We start from the raw sequence: 22,363 nt of genomic DNA, 5'->3' as shown, positions 1-22,363 counted from the left end.
TCCTCCTTCGAATCCGTATTATTCTTCATTCAAAACAGCGCTCAATTTGCGGTCCATGTTGGCGGCGGCTTCTTCAGCAGTAATTTCTCCGGCTGCTGCCCGTGAAAGTTCAATCTGCATAATATCCGATACTTCCGGATAATCTGCTGTCACCGGACGCGGTACGGCATTCTGAAGCGTTTCGACGAAGGCTTCATCCGCAAACAAAGCGTTTGCTTCCTGGATTTCTTCATCCTCATACAAGGATTCAATAGTAGGAGCCCGGCTGCCTTCGAGGGCACCAATTTTCTGCCCCTGCTTACTGGACATAAACTTCACAAATTCCCATGAAGCTTCGACTTCTTCAGAGTTTTTGTTGATCATGGTGGTCCACCCACCCAGCGCGGATGCACTGCCCTCGCTTCCTTCCGGAAGTGTAGTAAAGCTGACGTTATCAGGAATACTGGAAATTTCCGGATCGGTCGATGTGGACAGCATATAAGGCCAGTTTCTGGCGAAAACAGTATTACCGGTATTGAAAGCATTCTCCGTTTCAATTTCCTGGAAGTTTAAAATATTATTAGGCACAAAATCAGACTGGGTGATATCGATCATTTTTTGAATGCCCTCAATGGCCTCAGGGGAGTTGACGACTACCTCCTGATTTTCGTTAATAATCTGGCCGCCATAGGCACCGATAAACTCAATGGCGTTTGTGACAAGGCCTTCATACTGGGAGGCCTGCATGGTGTAGCCGAAGGAAGTTCCTTCTTCGCCCTGGAGCCCTGAAGCTTTTGTTTCAAGCTCTTCCCATGTTTCCGGCGGCTCATCTACAATATCGTCCCGGTAAAAGAGGAGGCCGGCATCTGTGTACACTGGCATGGCATATTGTCTTCCATTATAAGAAGTGGCTTCAATAGGGGCCGGGAAGTGTGCGTCTATATCGACATCATCCCGTTCGATCAGGCGGTCGAGAGGGAGGGCGTACCCAGCCTGCGCAAATTCTGCCGGCCAGACGACGTCGGCTGCGAACACATCGATTTCATCACTGCCGCTGCTCAAAATTGTCACGTACTGGTTATGCTGCTCACTGCTGCTTGGCGGCATTTCTCTTACCTCGACATTAATATTCGGGTGTTCCTCCTCAAAGGCTTTAATGGTAGCCTCTGTCGCGTTGGTTGTATCCACACCTCGGGCGTACGTAATCGTTACTTCGTCCTCAGCAGCGGGAGAGATGTCCGCGTTTGAACATCCGGCGAGCAGTATAAACGCTCCTGTTACAGCTGCAGCTTTTTTCATGCAAATTCCTCCTTAAATGAAATCGGTTTCAAAAATCCGAAACGTTTCGGATTCCGGAGAAAAGTAAAGAAAACTTACTTGCTCCCCGGGGGACTGGTGGATTCCCGGACGGTCAGTGACGCAGGAATTACCAGACTATCAGGAGTTTTTCTCCCTTCAATCTTCTCAATAAGTAATTCACAGGCTTTGCGGCCTAACGTGTACCTGTCTTGATGCACGGTCGTAAGCGGGGGTGAAAAATACTCTGCGAGCACAAGATCGTCAAATCCAATGATTGACAGGTCCTGCGGCAGCACATAGCCCAGCTGGTGAGCTGCCCGCATGACACCATGAGCCATCAGGTCACTGGCGCAAAAGACGGCTGTAATGTGCGGGTAGGCCTGCAGCAGTCCAAGCGCTTCTTCCTCTGCCAGTTTTTCATCGAAGGACGCCTCCCGGATGTATTCTTCCCGGTAAGGCAGGTTGAACTCCCGGAGTGTTTCTTCGTAGCCTTTCAGGCGTTCTTTGGATACGTAGGCGTAATGATGGCCGTTCATAAATGCGATATGTTCATGACCGAGGCTGATCAAATGTACGAGCGCCTGACGGGCGCCGTCTGCGTTGTCGGTGGTAACAAAGCTTGCGGTACCACTTTCCACCTGGTTGTCGATAAACACGCACGGCAGTCCGGTAGCCGCCAGCTCCTCAGTGGCGGAGTGATCGTGGGGAAGGTTCTGGGTGATTACTCCTTCGAGCTGCCGCTCCCGGCACATTTGATAATACGTGCGGTCTCCGGCAGGACGGGATTGAAATAAGATGAGGTCATAACCGTATTCGTTGGCGTATTCGTTTACGCCGGCCAGAATATCAAGTGTGAACGTATCCTTCGAATTGGAAGGAAAGGATTGGGAGGTTAAGAGCCCAATTGTCTTCGAACGATTCATAACGAGGCCGCGTGCAATATGATTTGGCGCATAGTCCAGCTGTTCAGCGATCTCCTGGATACGTTGACGCGTTTGTTCATTGACGTCGCTGTATCCATTTAGGGCTCTTGAAACAGTAGTGACCGAAACGCCGGCTGCTTTAGCGATATCTTTGATAGTATTCATGATCAGCCTCCGAAACGTTTTGGAAGAATGACTTCATTATAGAAAACGCTTTCATTTAACGCAACCCTAAATTGAAAATTTTTAAAAATTATCATAAAAAACAGTGCTTTTCTATGAATCATAAAAATTGATTAACGCCGTGCAACCTAGTAAACTAGCGGTAAATAAGCGATAAGAAGGAGTGGACAGTATGGAGCATGCTTCAGGCAACAAAAGGACCGTCCAACCTAATAAACAACAAATGCTGAATCGATTAAAGCGCATTGAAGGACAGGTGCGCGGCGTTCACGATATGGTGGAAAACGATCGCTACTGTGTGGATATTTTAAACCAGATTGCAGCTATTCAGTCGGCGACCAACAAAGTGTCGCTGGCATTAATGGAGGACCACACCTCACACTGCGTGGCAAATGCAATTAAAGACGGCGAGGGCGAAGAATCCATTGAAGAGCTGATGGCTGTTATGCGGCGGATGATGAAGTGATTTTTGACAATACCCCTGAGGTGTATTATACAATGAGGGTATAGAAAGGATGGTTGAAATGAAAAAAGAAACGATCCAGGTGGAAGGAATGAGCTGTGGTCACTGCGTTTCTGCGGTAGAAGGCGGCGTTGGCGAACTGCAGGGCGTTTCGAATGTAAAAGTAAACCTTGATACTGGAGCCGTAGATGTAGAATACGATCCTGAAGTAACCTCGCGAAAGGATATCGATGAAGCGATAGATGACCAGGGGTACGATGTTGTATCCGCGTAAATAATAAGAAGGAGCGGATCGTGACGGCACGGTCCGCTTTTTTACGCACTCTTTGTTTGCAAAATACTATACGGGGGTATAATATTGAAAGAAAGCCTGGAGGGAAAGTGAGGTGCCATGATGGAAAATCAGACAGCTAATAGTCCTGCTCACTGGAACGCCTCCATAGAGGGAATGACCTGCGCAGCATGCTCGAGGCGCATTGAAAAACAGATTGGGAAAATGGACGGGGTTTCAGAAGCCTCCGTTAATTTAACGACCGAACAGCTTTCGGTACAGTATTATCCCAGTGAGGTAGCACCGCATGACATGGAAGAAAAAGTAGAACAGATGGGCTATAGCGTCCGCCGCAGCGAAGCGGTGTTTGACGTCACCGGAATGACATGTGCTGCCTGTGCCAACCGAGTGGAAAAGAAGCTGAATAAACTTCCCGGAGTGTCGGAAGCCACCGTCAACCTGGCAATGGAGCGTGCCACGGTCCACTATCTGGACGGAGAAGTTTCTGTAGAGGACATGGAACAGGAAGTAGACAAATTAGGGTACGGGTTAACCGAACGCACCGAGAAAGAGACGGAGGATCCGAGAGAAAAAGAACAGCGGAAAAAAGGATGGCAGCTGCTGATTTCTGCGCTTTTAACCCTTCCGCTTGTATGGACGATGGTCTCCCATTTCGGGTTTCTGTCCTGTCTCTGGTCCCCGGAAGTATTGATGAACCCCTGGGTTCAGTTAGGCATTGCGACGCCGGTTCAGTTTATCATCGGCTCCACGTTTTACCGGAGCGCCTATAAATCACTGCGGAGCGGCAGCGCCAATATGGATGTGCTGGTCGCCCTTGGTACCTCGGCTGCCTATTTTTACAGCCTGTATTTTGTGCTGACAGGCAATGCATCCGAAGGGCTGTATTTTGAAACGTCAGCAGTGATCATTACCCTTATCCTCCTTGGTAAGTGGTTTGAAGCGAAAGCGAAGGGACGCACCTCGCGCGCCATTAAATCACTTCTCTCGTTAAAAGCGGAAACCGCCCTCGTGGAGCGAAGCGGTGTAGTAACGGAAATAAAAAGCGAAGACGTCCAGGAGGGCGACGTGGTCCACGTGAAACCGGGAGCCAGGGTGCCGGTGGACGGGGAAGTTATAGACGGCCGCTCGTCTGTGGATGAATCCATGCTTACGGGTGAAAGCATTCCGGTGGAAAAAGACGCGGGAGACGCGATGATTGGTGCGACGGTGAATGGAAACGGGCGTATCCGCATGCGCGCCACCCGGGTCGGCAGGGACACGGCATTGTCCCAGATTGTCCGGGTCGTTGAAGAAGCCCAGGGCGGAAAGGCGGAGATTCAGCGCCTTGCCGACCGTGTATCCGGAGTGTTTGTACCGATTGTAATTGGCATCGCACTGTTGACCTTTCTCGCCTGGATTCTTTTTGTGCAGCCCGGATCGCTTGAAGCGGCACTGCTGCCAACCATCGCCATTCTTGTCATTGCCTGCCCATGTGCGCTCGGGCTCGCAACGCCGACGTCTATTATGGCAGGCTCCGGCAGAGCTGCTGAAAATGGCGTGCTGTTTAAAGGCGGGCAGTACTTGGAAAGCACCGGGGCAGTGGAAACCATTCTGCTTGATAAAACCGGTACGATTACAAAAGGAGAGCCGGCAGTGACAGATATTGTACCGGCTCCGGACTGGACGGAGCAGCAGCTGCTGATGCACGCTGCCGGAGCGGAGCAGTCCTCCGAGCATGCGCTGGCCCAGGCGATTGTCCAGGATGCGGCGGAGAAAAATCTTACGCTGCAGCCTGCTTCTTCGTTTGAAGCAGTACCCGGCAAAGGAGTGCTCGCAGTCACAGAGGCCGGCACTGTAGCGGTTGGGACAAGTGCCTGGCTGGCGGAGCGCCGTGTGGAAGGTGTTCCGGAAGGAGCAGAAAACGAAACGCTGGAGGATCAGGGTAAAACAGTTATGGCAGTGGCGGTAAACGACCGCTTTGCCGGCTGGATTGCCGTCGCTGATACAGTGAAGGAGACATCCAGACGGGCAGTGGAACGCATGCAGGCGGCAGGGCTTGAAGTCGTTATGATTACCGGTGATAACGAGAAAACTTCCCGCGCTATTGCAGCAGAGGTAGGGATTGACCGTGTGATTGCGCGCGTACTCCCTGAACAGAAAAGCAGCGAAGTAACACAGCTGCAGCGTGAAGGGCGGAGCGTCGCCATGGTCGGAGACGGGATTAACGATGCACCGGCGCTTGCGACCGCTGATATCGGTATGGCTGTTGGCACAGGCACAGACATCGCCGTGGAGGCAGCGGACATTACGCTGATGCGAGGGGATCTAAACAGCGCAGCAGATGCTGTACTCATGAGCCGCGCAACGATGAAAAACATTAAAGAAAATTTATTCTTTGCGTTTGTGTATAATTCCGTCGGCATTCCTATTGCCGCCATCGGCCTGCTCGCTCCGTGGGTGGCCGGGGCAGCCATGGCGTTCAGTTCAGTTTCTGTTGTACTGAATGCCCTGCGCCTGCAGCGGATGAAGATTTCATAATAAAATCAGGCAGGGCTTAAGCAGCTCTGCCTGATTTTTTATTCAGTATGACAGAAAAATTGATTTTGAATCCGGTTCATTACTATATGACTATGAATTTTCTTGATTTATGCTATAATAAATAGAGGTTTGTAGGTACAATATAATAGTTCGAATGCATTTGATAGATGCTTCTCCAATTTAAAAGTGATTCAAGGAGGCTGTTCAAAATAGCTGCAAATTGTAAGTCCCCATCCATAGATAATGCTAAAATTGCCAATTCCGATTCCATTGATAAACTTACAAAATGCCTGTATCAGACGGCTAATATTGAACTTGGCAGGCTGGCAGCTTCCATAAACAGCGCCCAGGCCGAGCTTAATTTATTAATGCAGGAGATTCAAAAATTCCAGAGTAAATCCGCGGGGTGACTGAATGCCTGGTAAGGGGATTTTAACAGACTAAATACAGCCGGGGGCGCTGCCCCCTGGCTGTGTTTAATCCGCTCCCATTTTTTTATCCAAAAGGGCGGCGATAACGAACATAAAAATCATGCCGACGCTCACGGCAAACAAGTCGGGGCCGATCCAGCGGGTGAATACAATACTTAAAATTAAAACAGAGAAAAAAGCTATAAATGTTACATTCGCTGCGGCGAACCGGTGCCTGCGGCCATGCTGTTTAATGCGTGCAATAATGTAAATAACGGCATTTAACGCCAGGCCGATAAATAACAGGTAATACAGATTTAACGTTAGTTCCATGACTCATCGATCTCCTCAACTACATTCTGGTATGTATACGTACGACGGGACGTCTTTTCATATCACTTTACATGGTAACATGAACAGGGAAGAGGCGGTAGGAAAGATAAACCGTGCCCGCATATGCTACACTTGCCTTAGAAGTTAGTGATGGAAGGAAGGAACAATTACGATGCAGATAGAAAAATACGAAGGCATGCCTCCAAGTGAAGTGCTTCAGGGCATCCTATATTTACATGCTCAGCTTTTTGAAAAAATGGAACCAATGCACCAGACCCTGGAACAGGCAGGGGCATCCCTTGTGCAGGTGGCAAGGGAGGAAGGAAAAATTCTCGGCTACGACATCAGCTACGCAAAGGATGACAGCGTATGGTACAGCTGGCTGAACGGGATGGAAGAAGCGTTTGAAGATGACGGATGGAGAAGCCGTCTTGTCGGCAACGTTCTTATTCATGCCCGTGAACAGGGCTATCAGGTCGTGCAGACCAAGCTGGCCAACGAGCACCCGGAATTTATTGATATGCTGCAGGCAGCAGGCTTTCAGGTGAAAGAGGAGCTAACAGATGAACGTGTCTGGCTGGAGAAAAAACTGTGAGAAGAGGCCGGTTTGGCCTCTTTTTTATAGGCATAAGCCACCAGACTTATGATAGTACCTTTTCAAATTCATAGGTGTTGGGCATACTGGTGAAAAAGAAAAGGGAGGAAATTATATGAAAAATATGGAAGCCGGCCTGCTGATTCTCCGGATCGTGACGGGCGTAATATTTTTAGCTCACGGGGCTGATAAATTACTGAACGGAATGGGAGCCTCGGCTGCATCGTTTGGCAGCATGGGTATGCCGGACGGCACTGCTTACGCTGTAGCAGTCATCGAAGCTGCTGGAGGAATTTTGCTTATTCTTGGGCTGCTGACGCGTGTGGTTGCGGGTCTGTTTGCGCTCATTATGCTTGGGGCGATTGTAATGGTCAAATGGCAGCAGGGGCTGATTGGAGGCTTTGAGCTTGATCTCCTGCTGATGGCTGCCTCTATCCATCTGGCACTAACCGGAAGCCGTATGCTTGCCTTGAAAAAACGAAAAAAGAAACGCTCTTTCTGAAAAAGCAAACGGCCTGCAGGGATGAATTCCCCGCAGGCCGTTTATTGTTTATGCATTTTCATTTGACGTATAGGGCTCCATCTTTTTCCACTGCGTACGAATAGTGGAGGAGGCCACCCCGTAGCGTTCGGCGATTTCTTTTTGCGTGCCGCCTCCCACTGCGTATTCAAGAGCTGCTGCCTGGGCCTCCGGTTTGCGGATCACAGGGTTTTCCTGCTCGCAAAAGCGGGTCCACAGCTCTGCAGCTGAAGATACTGCTTCTTGGGACAGCTGATCGGAGCTTTCGAGTGTCTCCACTACTTTCTGCTGATCCTCGTTCAGGTTTGAAGTATCGGCCGCAGCATCTGAACCTGCTTCAGAACGGGTGGAGGCGCTATCTGCTTCCTGGTATTTCTCCTGAAGATCATCCTTTAGTGTGCGAAGCACATCCGGCAGGTGATGCGTGATCCATCCGGCTTTATCCGCTTCGTTGTCCGGAACAGAGCCGGTAACGCTTTTAATAACGTCATCGGCGAAATCCGGATGGAACGGCAGCAGGCCAAGCATTGGATACCATTTATCCTCTACAGGGACTAAAAAGGCGAGAAACACAATGTTTTCCTGCAGGTCCCGGAAAAAGGACAGTGGTTCAATATGGTGAACTTCCTCGCTCAGCAGGTCGGTGACCTCGTACCAGTCGTCGGTCATTTTATTCAGGCGGAACAGTGACAGGTTATGCCCGGTCCAGTTGGAATAAAGCCGCTGAAGCCGCGGGTGCTGGCTGTTGTGCTCTATCTGCTGATGAATATTCATCCATTCCCTGCGCTCATTGCCGTGCAGTAAAAAGTCAGCAAGCGCCAGATTTTGAACAAATTTATGCCAGGCATAAGGGAAATAGTTCGGCCGGTAGACCCGGCGGTAATAATGGCTGAAATCCTTCCGGCTGTCTTTGTTTGCAGCGGCTGCAAGATCCAGCTGTATGTTGGTTACTTCTTCAGTCGTATAAGCTGGCTGGTTGGCGGGATCGCCGCAGCATTTTTTGTATTTTTTACCGCTGCCGCAAGGACACGGATCGTTACGTGAAATACTCATACATTCAGGCTCCTTCTCACTAGTATGTTACTATTCCTTCAAATTCTAACATACATTGCCCTGAAATGGGGAATCCCTGCGCTTCGGGGGGAGGGAGACGTGAAAAAACCCTTCGCAGTGGAAGGGTTCTTCAGGGCTTTATTCGTACAATAATAGGTTCGTTTAACTGGTTCCCTGCCCGTTCGCATTTTCCCATACGTTACGGAGTGTCTCTGCGCTGTGGTGGAAGCTCCGGGCTTCATCTTCGTCGAGCGGCAGTTCGATTACTTCCCTGATCCCCTCGCGGTTAATCACGGCCGGGACCCCGATACACAGATCGCTTTCCCCGTATTGGCCATCCAGATAGGCACTGACGGTCAGGACGCTGTTTTCATTTTTAAGAACCGCGTTTGTAATACGGGTAAGCCCCATCGCAATCCCGTAGCTGGTGGCGCCTTTTCGTTCAATGATTTCATAGGCAGCCCCGCGTACGTCTTTAATCATGTCTTTCATTTCCTCCACATTTTTATCTTCTTTTTCATCCGCCAGCTCTACGGCGTTTCGGCCGCCGACGTTTGCCTGACTCCAGACAGCAAGCGACGTGTCACCGTGTTCGCCAATAATATAGGCATGGGCATTCTGGGCGGCAGTGTCGAAATAGTCACTCAGCATAAACCGAAGGCGCGAGGTATCAAGAATGGTGCCACTTCCAATGATTCTCTCTCTCGGAAGCCCGCTGAACTGCTGGGTGGCATACGTCAGAATATCCACAGGGTTGGCAGCGATAAGAAATATTCCGTCAAAGCCATTATCCATCACCTGGCCGACGATATTTTTAAATATCGCTGTGTTTTTGCCGACAAGGTCGAGACGGGTCTCGCCGGGCTTTTGGTTGGCGCCGGCAGTAATGCAGACAATATCGGCATCCCGGCAGTCTTCATACGTGCCGAACCAGGTTTTCGTAGGATGCGGGGCAAATGCTTTGCCGTGATTCAAATCCATCACGTCCCCTTCAGCCTTGCGTGCATCCAAATCGATGATCACAAGCTCCTCAACGACGGCCTGGTTAATTAATGAGAACGCATAACCGCTTCCAACAGCGCCGGCTCCGATAACAACAACCCGGTGGACGTGATTTCTTTTCATATATAAAAACCCCTTTCGAATGTAAATCATGTGAATGATTGAACAATCTTTATTTATCTATATTGTGCACTATTTCACAAAATGATGCAAGTGTGGGCAACACATAGTTGTGAACAAATGATGAACTTAAGTGTTGGGAGGAATTTGAAACGGGAAAGGAGCAGAATAGGAGGGATGACCCGATGAAAAATGCATTAAAATACGCGCTCCCGACGGCGTTGACGTGGGCGGTAATTGGCCTGCTCGCCGGGCTGAATCTCGACAGGGGCTGGCTGTGGGTGCTTGCTTTCGTGATTTTTGGATTTCTTGTCAGCTTTGTTACAGTGATAATGGCGCAGTGGATTATTTCTAAAATAAATATGTAATTAGTACCGGAGAAATTAGGGAATGGTGTATGTAAAGTTTAAAAGTGAGAAGGAGCGTGTGAGAATGGAAGCGACAGACAATCGTCGGCCGGTCATAGCGATTACCGGAGCAAGCGGCTACATTGGAAGAAATCTCATGGCGGAGCTGAAAAAGCATGCAGATATTATTGCTCTCTCAAGAAACATAGATACAAAGGAAAACGAGGAGCATGTAACGTGGCGCTCGTGTGATTTATTTTCATTAAAGGATGCAGAAGAGGCACTCGAAGGCGCAGATTACGCTCTATACTTAGTCCATTCGATGATGCCGACGTCCAAACTGACCCAGGGGCGGTTTGAGGACATGGATGTTATCCTGGCGGATAATTTCGCACGTGCCGCCGAGCAGAAGCAGGTAAAGCAGGTCGTTTATTTGAGCGGCATTATCCCTGAAGCTGAGCACCTGTCACGCCATTTAAGCAGCCGGCTTGAGGTGGAAAACATTCTGAAATCATACCGGACGCCGGTAACCGCTATACGGGCAGGATTAATTGTCGGCCCACAGGGATCCTCATTCCCTATTCTCGCAAAGCTGGTGAAGCGGCTGCCGGTCATGGTTCTTCCGAAATGGACGCAGACCAAGACCCATCCGATCGCCCTGGCCGACGTATTAAACAGTCTGCAGAAGAGTATCGGGGAAGAATCGCTCTACAACCGTTCGATCGATGTCGGAGGCCCGGACGTAATGACCTACCGGAAAATGATGGGTATCACCTCAAAGGTGATGGGGAAAAAACGGTATGCAGTCACCGTGCCTTTTTTCACCGTGCGTCTTTCCAGACTGTGGGTGAGTGTGACTACGGGGACACCGAAAAGCCTGGTCTATCCCTTAATTGAAAGCCTGATTCATCCAATGGTGGCTGATCCCGCAAAAAGTGTGAAAGGTATTAGTGATGGGAAAATTTCATTCGAGGAGGCTGCAGAAAACTCCCTGAAGGAAAGCAGGAAGGAGCAGTCATCCATTTTGGCACGCCTGAAGCCAGCGCCTGTGGAACGCAATGTCCGCTCGGTCCAGCGCGTGACAATTCCAAGTGGAAGAAACGCGGACTGGACGGCCCGTTATTATATTAAGTGGCTCCCGAAGCTTCTGCGCCCGTTCGTAAAGGTGGAAACGACGGATCGTTATCTGTACGGCCTGCGGCCTGCTTTCATGAAAAGAACGTTTCTTGAGCTTTCTTATTCTAAGGAACGCAGCGAAGAAGACCGTGCGCTTTACTATATTACCGGGGGGCTGCTTGCCCAGGTAAACGAAGGAGAGCGGGGGCGGTTGGAATTTCGCAAAATACCTCATACGAATCAGTGCATTGTAGCGGTGCATGATTACGTTCCGGCTATGCCATGGTACTTTTATCAATATACTCAGGCATTTATTCATCTTTGGATCATGAACCGCTTTAAAGCACATCTTGAAAAAGATCAGTGGACGTTAAGAAGATCCCGCCAGCTCCAGCCGGAGTCATAATTTTTCTTGTTTATCTCCAGCTTTTTTAAGGAAGATATAAAAGGATAGAGGCAGTCTGCAAACAGAAGGGAGACGGTGCCGTATGAGCACCAACCAGTTGATCCGTGACTATTTTGTCAATCATGCAGCGGAGATGGCGAATACATGGTACGAAACGTTGGAGGAATCAGACAAAGAGTCTGCTTACGCAACGACGGATCCAAAAGAAATTGAGGAGCTGAAGTCTCAGACGTACGAGTTTCATTTATGCTTTTCAAGCATTTTTGTCGAGGACCGGAATACGTGGGAGAATACCTTTGAAGTATGGATAGACGGCGTTATAAATGATCCCAAGTACTTCCGGACGAAGGATGCCCGGGTCGTCCGGGAAATGATGAGATACCGGGAGCAGTACACAGCCTATCTGAAGCGTTTTTATGCGGAAGAGCACGCAGAGCTTTCCGCCAATATGAAAGAACAGCTGCGGGAGCTCGTAACAAACGGCATGGATCAGATTATTCTTTCGTACGTGGAAAAATCCAACCGGCTGCTCCTGCAGAAACTGGAAGCTAAGGAAAGCATTATTAATGAATTGAGCGCTCCAATCATTTCGCTGAATAAATCCTCTGCCCTTCTTCCGTTAATAGGTGAAATTGATGAAGAACGGGCCGCAGTGATACTCGAGCATTCGCTCGAGGCATGCGCGAAAAAACAGGTTTCTGAATTGTTTATCGATCTGTCCGGCGTAGCCGGCATCGACACCCACGTCGCTCATCAGATTTTCGGGCTGATCCGTTCGTTAAAGCTTATCGGCGTGCAGCCTGTTCTGGCGGGCATGCGTCCCGAAATCGCCCAGACCTCCGTCAATCTTGGCATCAGCTTTCAGGACGTGCCAATTGCTTCATCGCTTGCCCAGGCAATGGATCAAAAGCATTAAAAAAGACCGGCTCTCCCGTAAAGGGTGCCGGTCTTTTCTTCGTCTTTAATGCAGAATCAATCTGCTTTTAGACTTTTTCTACAACGTACGTTGGTTTTTCAACGAATCTTTTACCGCCGAGTTCTTCGGAATGATCGAAGTAGCCGCCGAATTTATAGACGACTTTGTATTCCCGGTCAGGCTCTGTAAACAACTGGTTTTCGTTGTTAGAAACAACTGTAACATGATTGTTTTCTACAAAGCTGTCAATTTCACTCGCTTTATAGTTCGTACCTGCAGTTAGTTCGGAAACGGATTGGCTTCCCATATATAATCGCTCCTTTGCTTTATAATTTGTCCACTAGTACAGTTACCCGGGAAGAAACGATGTTAATCATACGATTTAATATCCGCCGCGGATATTTGGTTCTACGTCCTCTAAATAAAACTTCGTCAGCTTCTCCTGCTCCTCCCTGGAGAAGGAAGGCACGCTGACTGCCTCGAGGCTGTCAGACACCTGTTTTTTATTCCGGAATCCTGGTATGACGCAGGTGACATCGTCATTATCGAGAATCCAGCGAAGCGCTGCCTGCGCCATGGTTCCCCGCTCTTCTTTAATCCACTGGAGGGAGGTGCTGAGCTCCACGCCCTTTTGGAAAGGAAGACCGGCGAATGTTTCTCCGACATTGAAGGCGTCGCCGTCCCGGTTGAAATTGCGGTGGTCATCTTCAGCAAATGTCGTTTCTTTTGTATATTTCCCCGTTAACAGCCCACTTGCGAGCGGCACGCGGGTCAGAATGCCGACGCCCTGCTTTTTGGCCTGCGGAAACAGCCGTTCTGCCGGCTTTTGGCGGAAAATATTGTAGATCACCTGAAGCGCCTTAACATTCGGGTAATGCAGGCATTCCATGCCCTCCTCCACTGTTTCCACGCTGACGCCGTAGTGCCGGATTTTTCCCTGCGCCTGCAGCTCATCAAGTACCTGAAACACCGAGCCGTCTTTTAAAACGTCAATCGGCGGGCAGTGAATCTGATAAAGGTCCAGGCGTTCGCGTCCGAGACGCTTCAGCGTAGCGTCCAGGTAGTTCGTGACGCTTTCCCTGGAATAAGTATTTGGGTCATTAATATCGCCGCCGCGCGCAAATTTGCTGGCAACGTGAATCTTGTCTTCTTTTCCCTTTGTCGCTTTTCCGATTAACTCTTCGCTGTGGCCGTCCCCGTAGACGTCGGCCGTGTCGAAAAAATTCACGCCTGCATCCATGGCAGCCTCAAGGCCCTTAAGCGCTTCGGTATCGTTTGTTGCTCCCCACGCGCCGCCAATGGCCCATGTGCCAAAGCTCAGTTCACTTACTTCTAATTCGGTATTTCCCAACTGACGATATTTCATACCGTCCACCTGCCTTTTAATCAAAGTATGGTAGGCTATTCCCGTTCTGTAAATATTTAAGCGTTCTCATGATTAATGGTTTTGATTTAGTGTAATGTTTCCTATAATAAAAGCAGTTCATTTTAAAGGAGGCGGAGTCCTTGTATTTATTTAAAGAAAAATCGATCAGAAATACAATTGATGTCAATCAGCAGGCGCTTTCCCTCATTGAAGACGGCTTCCGGCGCCTGCAGGCAGGAGAAGTAACCATGCCCCCTGTGCTCAGCATGCCCATTGCCGACAAAAATGGGGAGATGGATGCAAAAACGGCCTACGTCAAAGGTATGGATCAGTTTGCCCTGAAAATTTCGACCGGTTTTTTTGATAACCCGGACAAAGGGCTTCCAAGCCTCAGCGGAATGATGCTTTTATTTCACTCGGATACAGGCTTCCCGGCAGCAGTACTTCAGGACAACGGCTACCTGACCGATGTGCGCACAGGAATTGCCGGAGCTGTGGCAGCCAGGTATTTGGCTAAAGACGAGGCAAAAATTGCAGGTATTGTCGGAACTGGCACGCAGGCGCGCTTTCAGCTGCGTGCGCTGAAAATGGTGCGGCCGTCGATTGAAAAAGTGTATGTGTATGGGCGCAAAAAAGAACGGATCGAGGCGTACCAGCGTGAAATGGAGCATGAGCTTGGCGTTACGACAGAAGCTGCCGATCTTGAAACGGTCGTACGAAACTGCGACGTGCTCGTCACGACGACCCCGGCGACAGAGCCGTTCATCAAAAAAGAATGGCTGCATCCTGGGCTTCATATTACAGCGATGGGCTCAGATGCCTCGGAAAAGAATGAAATCGAGCCGGATGTACTCGGGGCAGTGGACATTCTTGCCTGCGACGCCTCTTCCCAGGTATTTTCCATCGGAGAACACCGGACGGCGAAAGAAGCAGGAATCATCGATGAAAGCAGCACCGTGGAGCTCGGGGCGATTATCAGTGGAGAGGCGTCCCGCCGGGAAACGATGGAACAGATAACTCTCTGCGACCTGACAGGCACCGGGGTGCAGGACACGGCAATTGCGGTCTACACGTACGATCAGCTTAAGGTCTCCGGAGAAGGACTTGAAATAACAGAGGACGAATAAACAGAAAGCGCCGGATTAATGATCTGGTGCTTTTTTTGCTTTTTTCGGGGGGAGGGGTGGTGATTTATGGAAAAAGTTATATAATTATTTGTAAACGATTTCATTAAAAGGGGGCTATGATGGTGGGCGAACGAAGGAAGCGTTGGTTGTTTGCTGTTTTCTTTCTCGGTTGCCTGGCCAGTCTGGCAGCAACCGTTTATTTTGGCACAAAGGCTTTTTACGTGGAACCGGTCAATTCAGAGGAAAACGAAACGTACCAGACGAGGGCAGCGCTCATTATGGAAGAAGCAGGCAATCCTTACTGGGAACAAATTAAAGAAGGCGCTGTTGCAGCGGGCGAAGAGGCGGGCATTTATATCGAAACGTACGGACCGTCCAAAGCAGGTAAAGATGAGCAGCTTGAAACGATGAACCGGATGATCGAGAGCAATGTAGACGCTATTATCACTCAGGGCATTGATGATCCTGTTTTCCAGGAGCTGGTGCAAAAAGCGCTGGAAAAAGGGGTGCCGGTCATCACGGTAGACAGTGACGTGCCGGAGAGCGGGCGGCGTGCCTATATCGGCACAGACAATTACGAAGCCGGTGTTTCGGCAGGGGAAGAGCTGCTCCGAAATACGGAAGGAATGCAGCATGTCGGCATCGTTTCTGGAAGTGCGGACACGGTCAATCAGAAGGAAAGGGTGGAAGGCTTCCGGGATACTGTGGAAGCAAGCGGCCGCGTGGAAATTAAGGATATCGGGTATTCCGGAATCTCTGAGATTGGGGCCGCACAGGCCACCTACAGTTTATTGAAGGAGGAGCCCGACATCACAGCGCTGTACGGCACGAGTGCTTTGGACGCTATTGGCATAGCCCAGGGGATGGAAGAGATTGAAGGAGCCGGTGAGCTGTATGTAATCGGGTTTGATACACTGCCTGAAACAGTACAGCTGCTTGAGGAGGGTACAATTGATGCCACGGTCCGTCAGCATCCCGTACAAATGGGGGAGCAGGCGGTTTATGATGTGGCCCGGCTGAATCAACAGCAGTACGTGCCTTCGGTACAGCACACCGAGACGGTTATTTGGAGAGCTTCTGATGCTGCACGGGAAGGGGGCGGGGAGCGGTGATACGATCTATCCGTTCGAAAATGGTGTTTTTCTCCTTTGCCTTTATTCTGCTTTTTAACGCTGTAGCGATTGGTATTTACTGGAGCTCAGAGCGTATTACTAATGAATACAGTACGAGCTTCGACCGCTTTGTGCTGTTGAATTCCATCTCCCGGCAGGCCGAAGAATGGACGGCAGCGACGCAGCAGATTGCGACCAACCCTTCACAGGAAACGTGGGCCGCTTATTATCAGGCATCCGGGGAAATGAAGGCACTGGCAGAAGAGCTCGGTAATGAAGAAGGCCAGCCGGGGTCGGTCGAAATGCAGAGCTACATGCAGCTGCTCGATTCACTCGAACAAAACAGTGAAACAACCGCTGGGTTTGTGCTGCAGGGCGATATCGAAAAATACGGAAGCAATCTCGCAGAAACCGAACAATCGAACGCCTATATACAGGAAAGCACGCTGACTCTTATCGATCAGTCCCTGACAGAGTATCAGCACCTGTATGCCCAGCTTCAGGAGCGTAATACCTCATTCCGCTATTTTATTATATGCCTGTTTGCTACGTCGCTATTGATTGCTGCTTTTATTGCATTCCGGTTCTCTTCAAGCATTACAAAGCCGGTCGACGAATTGTCCCGGGCAGCAGGGGAGGTATCGCGCGGCCATTTTCAGGGGGAGCCGCTCCGCATTCGTTCGGGAGACGAACTGGAACTTCTGGGCCGTACGTTCAACCGTATGCGGACAGATATTCATACGTACGTCGGCGAAATGGAAAAAAAGGCAGAAATGGATCAGCTGATGAAGCAGCTGGAGCTGAAGCATCTGCAGAATCAGATCAACCCGCACTTTTTATTCAACACCCTGAACACGATTTCAAAAATGGCTTATCTGGAAGATGCGGAAGAAACGTCGGAATTGATAGAATCTGTTTCTTCTCTGCTGCGCTACAGCTTAGGGAACATCGAAAAAGAAGTAACGCTCCGGGACGAACTGGATGTGATCCGGAGTTATTTTCATATTCAGGAAACAAGGTTTCGGAACCGCTTATCTACACATATTGAAATCGGAACAGACGAGCTGGATGTGCCTATCCCGAGGCTGACGCTGCAGCCGGTCATCGAGAACGCCTTTATTCACGGGGTGGAAGGGATGGAAGAGAATGCCGAAGTGCGTGTGCAGGTGCGCCTGGAGGACAGTCAGATTGTCGTCCGGGTAATGGACAACGGCAAAGGAATGAATGAGCGCCAGCGCCAGCAGCTTCTTGGTGCGGGCGAAAAGCAGGAAGCGCACATTGGTCATTCCACTGGCCTTGGCATGCAGAATGTCCGGAGGCGTCTGGAATTATTCTTTCATACCGGGGAGCTCGTGGATGTGGAATCTGTCCCGGCGCAGGGCACTACGGTAAAGCTCCGTATGCCGGTTAAAGAATGGCAGAAAGCAGGGGGGCAGGCAGGATGATACGACTATTGATGGCAGAGGATGAATGGCTTGAGCGTAAAGCGATGAAAAAGCTGATAGCGGCTCATTTACCGGAAATTGAAGTAATCGGAGAGGCAGAGAACGGACCCGAGGCAGTGGAGCTGGCTATCGAAAAAAGCCCGGACATTATGCTGATGGATATTAAAATGCCGGGGTGCAACGGCCTTGAAGCCATACAGCGCATTCAGCAGGCAGCATCCGGCATCCATTTTATTATGGTCACCGCCTACGATTCCTTCGACTATGCCCGGGAGGCGCTCGGGCTGGGTGTAAAGGAGTATTTGTTAAAGCCGGGCAAAAAAGAAGAGACCATTCAGACACTCATGCGTGTGCAGACGGCAGTAAACCGCAGCAGGCAGGAGCGGAAACAGTACAGCCACAGGCTGCAAAAGCTTCTTTTCCAGAGCGTCTGTCACGGAGAACCGTATGAAAACCATGCAGATCTTCTCATAGAAGCAGTGCCGGAAGCCTCCTACGGTTTTGCAGTGGTCATGCGCGAAGAGGATATGCCGGAGGATATAGAAGAAAAAATGAACCGGTGGACTAACGACGCTTTTCTTACGGACCGTCAGCCGGACGGATGGTTTCGGACTTTTTTCTTCCACACGGGTAAAAACAGAGGCTCTGAAGAGGTTGAACGTCTCCGCCGCCGCATGCATTTTGAACTTGGGGAAAAAGCATCCATAGGAATTTCTGAAAAGGAACACGACGTGAAACAGCTGTTCCAGGCTTATGTGGAAGCATTGTCCGGTCTTGAAAAAGATCAGGATGCGCTGCCGGAACAGAGCAGCCAGTGGGTCTCCTCCATTGTGAATGCGCTGCGGACCGGGGAAGAAAAATCCGCCATCTATTATTGGAGCGAATGGTGGCATACCCGCCCCCAAAAATCATCGAGGAGGCATTTGTGGCTTCAGCTTGAAGAACTGGTTAAGGAAATGAACGGGACGCTTGAAGAAGATATGCCGTCGGATGCGGCGGAGTGGAAGCGGCTCCTTCATGTGGTGGGGGCATACAGAGGGCTTCACTTTCGGGAGCATCACCAGATTGAAAAGGTGAAGGCCTACGTAAAGGAGCACTATGCCAAACCGCTCCAGCTCGAGGATATAGCGGGGTATGTGCAATGGAGCCCTGCCTATTTTTCCCACCAGTTTAAAGAAGTAACCGGAGTATCATTTGTTGATTACGTCACGCGTGTACGGATGCAGGAAGCAAAGCGGATGCTTCAGGACCGCGAACGGCCGTTAAAGGAAATCAGCATCAGTATCGGGTACAAAGACCCGAACTATTTCAGCCGTGTCTTTAAAAAACAGGTGGGATGCTCTCCAAAACAATATCAGCAGGGCAAAAGGTAATAGGATAAAGTAACCTAAAAATAATGCAGACAATCAAAAGATTGTATAGAAAATACCTCCATACAAACGCAGGATCCTGACCTATAATCAAAATTGTAAGCGTTATCATAAAATCATATTATTCCTGCAAGGGGGAGGGTTCATGTTGAAAAAGAGTGTTGGTCTGGTAGGAAGTTCATTGCTGTTGTTCGGTTTGGCAGCCTGTGGGGGAGGCGGTTCGGATTCCGGATCGGGTTCGGAAAATGAAGGCAGCTCCGGAGGCTCGGGAGAAGGCGGAAGCGACGCTGAAGTAGAAATCTTCAGCTGGTGGACAGGCGCTGGCGAGGAAGACGGCCTGATGGCTTTAATCGATATGTTTGAAGAGGAAAATCCCGATATTTCGGTGGAAAACGCAGCTGTAGCCGGCGGTGCCGGTACGAATGCTAAAGCAGTGCTTGCCACAAGAATGCAGGGTGATGACCCGCCGTCCACGTTCCAGGTGCACGGCGGAGCTGAGCTGAATGACAGCTGGGTGGCGGCAGACAAAATGGAGCCGCTGAATGATTTTTACGAAGAGGAAGAGCTGAATGACAAGTTTCCGGAGGAATTAATCGATATGGTCAGCTCGGACGGTGATATTTATTCCGTACCGGTCAATATTCACCGCGGAAACGTCATGTTTTACAACATGGAAGTTTTTGAAGAAAACGACATCGAGCCGCCAACTGATGTTGATGAGTTTTTTGAAGTCGCAGAGGAGCTCGAGGCAGCAGGCGTAACACCGCTTGCGATGGGTGATAAAGAATCGTGGCCGGCTACGCAGATTTACGAAAACCTGCTGCTTGCCAACCTCGGTCCAGAGGACTATGAAGCCCTCTTTGAAGGAGAAGTTGGCTTTGACGATGAGCGTGTAGCGACAGCTACCGAGCAGTTCGGACAGATGCTTGAATATGTCAATGAGGACCACGCTTCGAGAAACTGGCAGGATTCGGCGCAGATGGTTGCAGACGGCGAAGCTGCCATGATTAACATGGGCGACTGGGCAAAGGGCTACTTTGTAAATGATCTTGGCCTCGAAGTAAATGAAGGCTTCGGCTACACCCCGTTCCCTGGCACCTCGGAAGATTTCATGGTTATCACTGATACGTTCGGTCTGCCAAAGGGAGTTGAAAATCCGGAACAGGTAAAAGAATTCCTGAGCGTGCTCGGTTCGAAGGAAGGACAGGACACGTTCAACCCGTTAAAAGGTTCGATCCCGGCGCGGGTGGACGCAGATGAGTCCAAATATGACGAATACGGCCAGGACACGATGGAGGACTTCCAGGAAACATCGCTTACGCCAAGTCTTGCGCACGGTTCAGCTGCCTCTGAAGGCTTCGTGACAAAAGCGAACCAGGCAGTAAATATCTTTGTTACGCAGGGCGACGAAGAGAAGCTGATGGAATCAATGCAGACTGCAATGGATGAAGAGCAAAAATAAGAAGGTTAACAGAAAAAAGCCCCGTGCCGATGCAAGCGGTGCCGGGCTTCTTTTGTTCAAAGGAGGGATAAAAGATGGCCGATGAAGTAATGGACAAAACAGCATCAAAAGATCGGGTGAAGCGTAAAAAGGCAGTCAAGGACCGCTGGTGGGCCGTGGCGTTTATCGTCCCCTCGTTTTTGCTGGTGGCTGTATTTGTATACGGATTTATCGGATGGACGGGGTACGTCTCGCTCAGCAACTGGAACAGCCTGACACCGGACTTTTCGTTTGCCGGATTTGCAAACTATATATACCTGTTCCAGGACTTCCGTTTTCAGGCGGATTTAAGGAACACCTTTTTTTTCACAGTGCTATTTATCGGGTTCGTAATTGTAAGTGGATTGGGCCTGGCTGTGCTCATCGATCAGAAGCTAAAGGCCGAAGCGCTTTTTCGTAATATTTTTCTTTTTCCAATGGCGCTGTCCTTTGTCGTAACCGGTGTTGTCTGGCAGTGGCTGTTAAACCCGTCCACCGGCTATAATACATTTTTGGCGTTCTTCGGTATCGAACCGCTCTGGTACACTGATACGACTATTCTGGGCGGCTTTCAGTGGGGAAGTATTGAATTCGGTCTCCCGGTCGCCATCATCGCGCTTGTTATTGCAGCTGTCTGGCAGATGACCGGCTTTTCCCTGGCCATGTACCTGGCTGGTCTGCGTGGCATTCCCGAAGAGCTCCGGGAGGCTGCCCGGGTCGACGGGGCGTCGGAGTGGAAGGTATACATGAAGGTAGTCATTCCGCTGCTTCTGCCAATTACCGTGAGTGTCGTTATCATTATGGCTCACATCTCGCTGAAAATCTTTGACCTTGTCTATGCCATGACCGGCTCGGGGGCGAATTTTGTGACCGACGTTCCGGGGGTGTATATGTTTGAAACGACGTTTAGGGCCAACTACTATGCAAACGGGGCAGCCATTGCCATGGTGATGCTCATCCTGGTCGCTGTATTCATCGTACCGTACTTACTCGCCAATCGAAGGAGGGAAGGCTGATGGCCATTCGATTAACGCCGGTATTCAAATACGCACTGGCTATTTTCATGTCGCTTCTGTTTTTATCACCGATCTACGTCATCGTAGTAACCAGCCTGAAGCCGCTCGATGAAGTGAGTCTCGCTACGATGTGGGCATTTCCGACAGCGATCGATTTTTCAAGCTACGCGGAAGCCTTTACTGCCCTGGCCCCGAACCTGGCGAACAGCTTTTATCTGGTTATCCCGGCGACGATTTTATCAGCGCTGCTCGGGGCGATGAACGGATATGTGCTGTCCAAATGGAAGTTCAAAGGGTCGGAAATTCTTTTTACCGTACTGCTGTTTGGGATGTTTATTCCGTATCAGAGTATCCTCATTCCGCTCATTCAATTTCTCAGAACCATCGAATTGTACAACTCGATTCCGGGACTGATTCTGACCCACGTCGTGTATGGTCTGCCAATTACGACCCTGATGTTTAGAAACTTTTATGCGAATATTCCTGATACGATGATTGAGGCAGCGAAAATTGACGGAGCAGGTTTTCTGCAGATATTCCGGCGTGTCATCATCCCTCTTTCCATTACGGGGTTTGTCGTGGTGGCTATCTGGCAGTTTACGAACATCTGGAACGAATTTTTGTTTGCGGTAACAATCACAAACGCAGACAGCCAGCCGGTTATGGTGGCGCTGCAGAATTTATCCGGCAGCCAGATCGTGCAGTGGAACGTGCAGATGGCCGGCGCCATGCTTGCCGCCCTGCCGACGCTGATTGTCTATATTGTACTAGGAAGATACTTTGTCCGCGGCCTGCTCGCCGGCTCGGTCAAAGGGTGATCAAAGCTTCCCTGCTCCGGCAGGGGAGCTTTTTTGTCTGCAGGCTTTTCAATTGATCAATTTTCCCTTCTCAATGCGCGAAGTCGTGTTAAAATAAGACAGTGATTAACCGGAACGTTAAAAGCGAGTATGTGCAGGCATAGAGAAAGGTGGCT

The 22,363-nt window shown here is 49.9% G+C and carries 22 protein-coding genes; 15 read left to right on the top strand and 7 right to left on the bottom strand.

Annotation, left to right across the window (positions count from 1 at the left end):
• Nucleotides 1-18: 18 nt before the first annotated feature.
• Together SIC45_RS14455 and SIC45_RS14450 are read right to left on the bottom strand one after the other, a co-directional pair.
• Complete coding sequence (locus tag SIC45_RS14455) at nucleotides 19-1,278, bottom strand: ABC transporter substrate-binding protein (RefSeq protein ID WP_319632694.1); 1,260 nt, start codon at nucleotides 1,276-1,278, stop codon at nucleotides 19-21.
• Nucleotides 1,279-1,352: 74 nt separating this feature from the next.
• A complete protein-coding gene (locus SIC45_RS14450) occupies nucleotides 1,353-2,366 on the bottom strand; it encodes a LacI family DNA-binding transcriptional regulator (RefSeq protein WP_319632693.1) in 1,014 nt (337 codons plus the stop codon).
• Between the two features lie 181 nt (nucleotides 2,367-2,547).
• Here SIC45_RS14450 and SIC45_RS14445 point away from each other — a divergent pair, with 181 nt between their 5' ends.
• The 3 genes from SIC45_RS14445 (at nucleotide 2,548) to SIC45_RS14435 (ending at nucleotide 5,656) form a co-directional block, all read left to right on the top strand.
• Nucleotides 2,548-2,850, top strand: a complete 303-nt coding sequence (locus SIC45_RS14445; protein ID WP_371862273.1) for a metal-sensitive transcriptional regulator — start codon at nucleotides 2,548-2,550, stop codon at nucleotides 2,848-2,850.
• 58 nt (nucleotides 2,851-2,908) lie between these two features.
• Nucleotides 2,909-3,121: a copper chaperone CopZ gene (gene copZ, locus SIC45_RS14440; RefSeq protein ID WP_022793956.1), complete on the top strand. Its 213-nt coding sequence runs from the start codon at nucleotides 2,909-2,911 to the stop codon at nucleotides 3,119-3,121.
• 120 nt (nucleotides 3,122-3,241) lie between these two features.
• Nucleotides 3,242-5,656, top strand: a complete 2,415-nt coding sequence (locus SIC45_RS14435) for a heavy metal translocating P-type ATPase (RefSeq protein WP_319632692.1) — start codon at nucleotides 3,242-3,244, stop codon at nucleotides 5,654-5,656.
• A gap of 476 nt (nucleotides 5,657-6,132) precedes the next feature.
• Here SIC45_RS14435 and SIC45_RS14430 read toward each other — a convergent pair whose 3' ends face one another.
• Nucleotides 6,133-6,399, bottom strand: coding sequence for a hypothetical protein (locus SIC45_RS14430; RefSeq protein ID WP_319632691.1), 267 nt, complete (start codon nucleotides 6,397-6,399; stop codon nucleotides 6,133-6,135).
• Nucleotides 6,400-6,571: 172 nt separating this feature from the next.
• On the opposite strand from SIC45_RS14430, the gene SIC45_RS14425 reads away from it, so the two are divergent.
• Nucleotides 6,572-6,994, top strand: a complete 423-nt coding sequence (locus SIC45_RS14425) for a hypothetical protein (RefSeq protein WP_319632690.1) — start codon at nucleotides 6,572-6,574, stop codon at nucleotides 6,992-6,994.
• 115 nt (nucleotides 6,995-7,109) lie between these two features.
• Complete coding sequence (locus SIC45_RS14420; RefSeq protein WP_319632689.1) at nucleotides 7,110-7,496, top strand: DoxX family protein; 387 nt, start codon at nucleotides 7,110-7,112, stop codon at nucleotides 7,494-7,496.
• 48 nt (nucleotides 7,497-7,544) lie between these two features.
• Here SIC45_RS14420 and SIC45_RS14415 read toward each other — a convergent pair whose 3' ends face one another.
• Both SIC45_RS14415 and SIC45_RS14410 read right to left on the bottom strand, forming a co-directional pair.
• Nucleotides 7,545-8,567, bottom strand: a complete 1,023-nt coding sequence (locus tag SIC45_RS14415; RefSeq protein WP_319632688.1) for an SEC-C metal-binding domain-containing protein — start codon at nucleotides 8,565-8,567, stop codon at nucleotides 7,545-7,547.
• A 162-nt stretch (nucleotides 8,568-8,729) separates the two neighbouring features.
• Nucleotides 8,730-9,692 carry an L-lactate dehydrogenase gene (locus SIC45_RS14410; protein WP_319632687.1) on the bottom strand — a complete coding sequence of 321 codons (963 nt, stop codon included), beginning with the start codon at nucleotides 9,690-9,692 and terminating at the stop codon, nucleotides 8,730-8,732.
• Nucleotides 9,693-9,874: 182 nt separating this feature from the next.
• Here SIC45_RS14410 and SIC45_RS14405 point away from each other — a divergent pair, with 182 nt between their 5' ends.
• The 3 genes from SIC45_RS14405 (at nucleotide 9,875) to SIC45_RS14395 (ending at nucleotide 12,474) form a co-directional block, all read left to right on the top strand.
• Nucleotides 9,875-10,057, top strand: a complete 183-nt coding sequence (locus SIC45_RS14405; RefSeq protein WP_298786388.1) for a hypothetical protein — start codon at nucleotides 9,875-9,877, stop codon at nucleotides 10,055-10,057.
• A 64-nt stretch (nucleotides 10,058-10,121) separates the two neighbouring features.
• Nucleotides 10,122-11,558 carry an NAD(P)H-binding protein gene (locus SIC45_RS14400; protein ID WP_319632686.1) on the top strand — a complete coding sequence of 479 codons (1,437 nt, stop codon included), beginning with the start codon at nucleotides 10,122-10,124 and terminating at the stop codon, nucleotides 11,556-11,558.
• Nucleotides 11,559-11,640: 82 nt separating this feature from the next.
• Nucleotides 11,641-12,474, top strand: coding sequence for an STAS domain-containing protein (locus SIC45_RS14395; RefSeq protein ID WP_319632685.1), 834 nt, complete (start codon nucleotides 11,641-11,643; stop codon nucleotides 12,472-12,474).
• A gap of 67 nt (nucleotides 12,475-12,541) precedes the next feature.
• Here SIC45_RS14395 and SIC45_RS14390 read toward each other — a convergent pair whose 3' ends face one another.
• Together SIC45_RS14390 and SIC45_RS14385 are read right to left on the bottom strand one after the other, a co-directional pair.
• Complete coding sequence (locus SIC45_RS14390) at nucleotides 12,542-12,781, bottom strand: hypothetical protein (protein ID WP_319632684.1); 240 nt, start codon at nucleotides 12,779-12,781, stop codon at nucleotides 12,542-12,544.
• Nucleotides 12,782-12,856: 75 nt separating this feature from the next.
• On the bottom strand, nucleotides 12,857-13,840 hold the full coding sequence (locus tag SIC45_RS14385) for an aldo/keto reductase (protein ID WP_319632683.1): 984 nt from the start codon (nucleotides 13,838-13,840) through the stop codon (nucleotides 12,857-12,859).
• Between the two features lie 140 nt (nucleotides 13,841-13,980).
• Between SIC45_RS14385 and SIC45_RS14380 the strand changes: the two genes are divergently transcribed.
• The 7 genes from SIC45_RS14380 to SIC45_RS14350 all read left to right on the top strand — a co-directional run bounded on the left by SIC45_RS14380 (nucleotide 13,981) and on the right by SIC45_RS14350 (nucleotide 22,208).
• Nucleotides 13,981-14,967, top strand: a complete 987-nt coding sequence (locus tag SIC45_RS14380) for a cyclodeaminase (protein WP_319632682.1) — start codon at nucleotides 13,981-13,983, stop codon at nucleotides 14,965-14,967.
• A gap of 122 nt (nucleotides 14,968-15,089) precedes the next feature.
• A complete protein-coding gene (locus SIC45_RS14375) occupies nucleotides 15,090-16,079 on the top strand; it encodes a substrate-binding domain-containing protein (RefSeq protein WP_319632681.1) in 990 nt (329 codons plus the stop codon).
• On the top strand, nucleotides 16,076-17,524 hold the full coding sequence (locus tag SIC45_RS14370) for a sensor histidine kinase (RefSeq protein ID WP_319632680.1): 1,449 nt from the start codon (nucleotides 16,076-16,078) through the stop codon (nucleotides 17,522-17,524). Before SIC45_RS14375 ends, SIC45_RS14370 begins: the two co-directional genes overlap by 4 nt.
• On the top strand, nucleotides 17,521-18,897 hold the full coding sequence (locus SIC45_RS14365) for a response regulator transcription factor (RefSeq protein WP_319632679.1): 1,377 nt from the start codon (nucleotides 17,521-17,523) through the stop codon (nucleotides 18,895-18,897). Before SIC45_RS14370 ends, SIC45_RS14365 begins: the two co-directional genes overlap by 4 nt.
• A gap of 142 nt (nucleotides 18,898-19,039) precedes the next feature.
• Nucleotides 19,040-20,356 carry an ABC transporter substrate-binding protein gene (locus tag SIC45_RS14360; protein WP_319632678.1) on the top strand — a complete coding sequence of 439 codons (1,317 nt, stop codon included), beginning with the start codon at nucleotides 19,040-19,042 and terminating at the stop codon, nucleotides 20,354-20,356.
• A gap of 89 nt (nucleotides 20,357-20,445) precedes the next feature.
• Nucleotides 20,446-21,390 (top strand): carbohydrate ABC transporter permease, encoded by a 945-nt coding sequence (locus SIC45_RS14355; RefSeq protein ID WP_413645959.1) that lies wholly within the window; start codon nucleotides 20,446-20,448, stop codon nucleotides 21,388-21,390.
• Complete coding sequence (locus tag SIC45_RS14350) at nucleotides 21,390-22,208, top strand: carbohydrate ABC transporter permease (RefSeq protein WP_319632676.1); 819 nt, start codon at nucleotides 21,390-21,392, stop codon at nucleotides 22,206-22,208. The genes SIC45_RS14355 and SIC45_RS14350 overlap by 1 nt, the downstream gene beginning before the upstream one ends.
• The last annotated feature ends 155 nt before the right edge of the window (nucleotides 22,209-22,363 follow it).

Origin of the sequence: Marinococcus sp. PL1-022 (genome assembly GCF_033845285.1) — a bacterium.
Lineage (GTDB): Bacteria > Bacillota > Bacilli > Bacillales > Marinococcaceae > Marinococcus.
Note: the sequence above shows the minus strand (reverse complement) of the source record. Positions and strands in the feature narration are given on the sequence as shown.

Excerpts from the sequence above, each read along its gene's own strand:
- SIC45_RS14455 (WP_319632694.1), bottom strand. The coding sequence starts at position 1,278 with ATGAAAAAAGCTGCAGCTGTAACAGGAGCGTTTATACTGCTCGCCGGA.
- SIC45_RS14450 (WP_319632693.1), bottom strand. The coding sequence starts at position 2,366 with ATGAATACTATCAAAGATATCGCTAAAGCAGCCGGCGTTTCGGTCACT.
- copZ (WP_022793956.1), top strand. The coding sequence starts at position 2,909 with ATGAAAAAAGAAACGATCCAGGTGGAAGGAATGAGCTGTGGTCACTGC.
- SIC45_RS14435 (WP_319632692.1), top strand. The coding sequence starts at position 3,242 with ATGGAAAATCAGACAGCTAATAGTCCTGCTCACTGGAACGCCTCCATA.
- SIC45_RS14430 (WP_319632691.1), bottom strand. The coding sequence starts at position 6,399 with ATGGAACTAACGTTAAATCTGTATTACCTGTTATTTATCGGCCTGGCG.
- SIC45_RS14425 (WP_319632690.1), top strand. The coding sequence starts at position 6,572 with ATGCAGATAGAAAAATACGAAGGCATGCCTCCAAGTGAAGTGCTTCAG.
- SIC45_RS14420 (WP_319632689.1), top strand. The coding sequence starts at position 7,110 with ATGAAAAATATGGAAGCCGGCCTGCTGATTCTCCGGATCGTGACGGGC.
- SIC45_RS14415 (WP_319632688.1), bottom strand. The coding sequence starts at position 8,567 with ATGAGTATTTCACGTAACGATCCGTGTCCTTGCGGCAGCGGTAAAAAA.
- SIC45_RS14410 (WP_319632687.1), bottom strand. The coding sequence starts at position 9,692 with ATGAAAAGAAATCACGTCCACCGGGTTGTTGTTATCGGAGCCGGCGCT.
- SIC45_RS14405 (WP_298786388.1), top strand. The coding sequence starts at position 9,875 with ATGAAAAATGCATTAAAATACGCGCTCCCGACGGCGTTGACGTGGGCG.
- SIC45_RS14400 (WP_319632686.1), top strand. The coding sequence starts at position 10,122 with ATGGAAGCGACAGACAATCGTCGGCCGGTCATAGCGATTACCGGAGCA.
- SIC45_RS14395 (WP_319632685.1), top strand. The coding sequence starts at position 11,641 with ATGAGCACCAACCAGTTGATCCGTGACTATTTTGTCAATCATGCAGCG.
- SIC45_RS14390 (WP_319632684.1), bottom strand. The coding sequence starts at position 12,781 with ATGGGAAGCCAATCCGTTTCCGAACTAACTGCAGGTACGAACTATAAA.
- SIC45_RS14385 (WP_319632683.1), bottom strand. The coding sequence starts at position 13,840 with ATGAAATATCGTCAGTTGGGAAATACCGAATTAGAAGTAAGTGAACTG.
- SIC45_RS14365 (WP_319632679.1), top strand. The coding sequence starts at position 17,521 with ATGATACGACTATTGATGGCAGAGGATGAATGGCTTGAGCGTAAAGCG.
- SIC45_RS14360 (WP_319632678.1), top strand. The coding sequence starts at position 19,040 with ATGTTGAAAAAGAGTGTTGGTCTGGTAGGAAGTTCATTGCTGTTGTTC.
- SIC45_RS14355 (WP_413645959.1), top strand. The coding sequence starts at position 20,446 with ATGGACAAAACAGCATCAAAAGATCGGGTGAAGCGTAAAAAGGCAGTC.
- SIC45_RS14350 (WP_319632676.1), top strand. The coding sequence starts at position 21,390 with ATGGCCATTCGATTAACGCCGGTATTCAAATACGCACTGGCTATTTTC.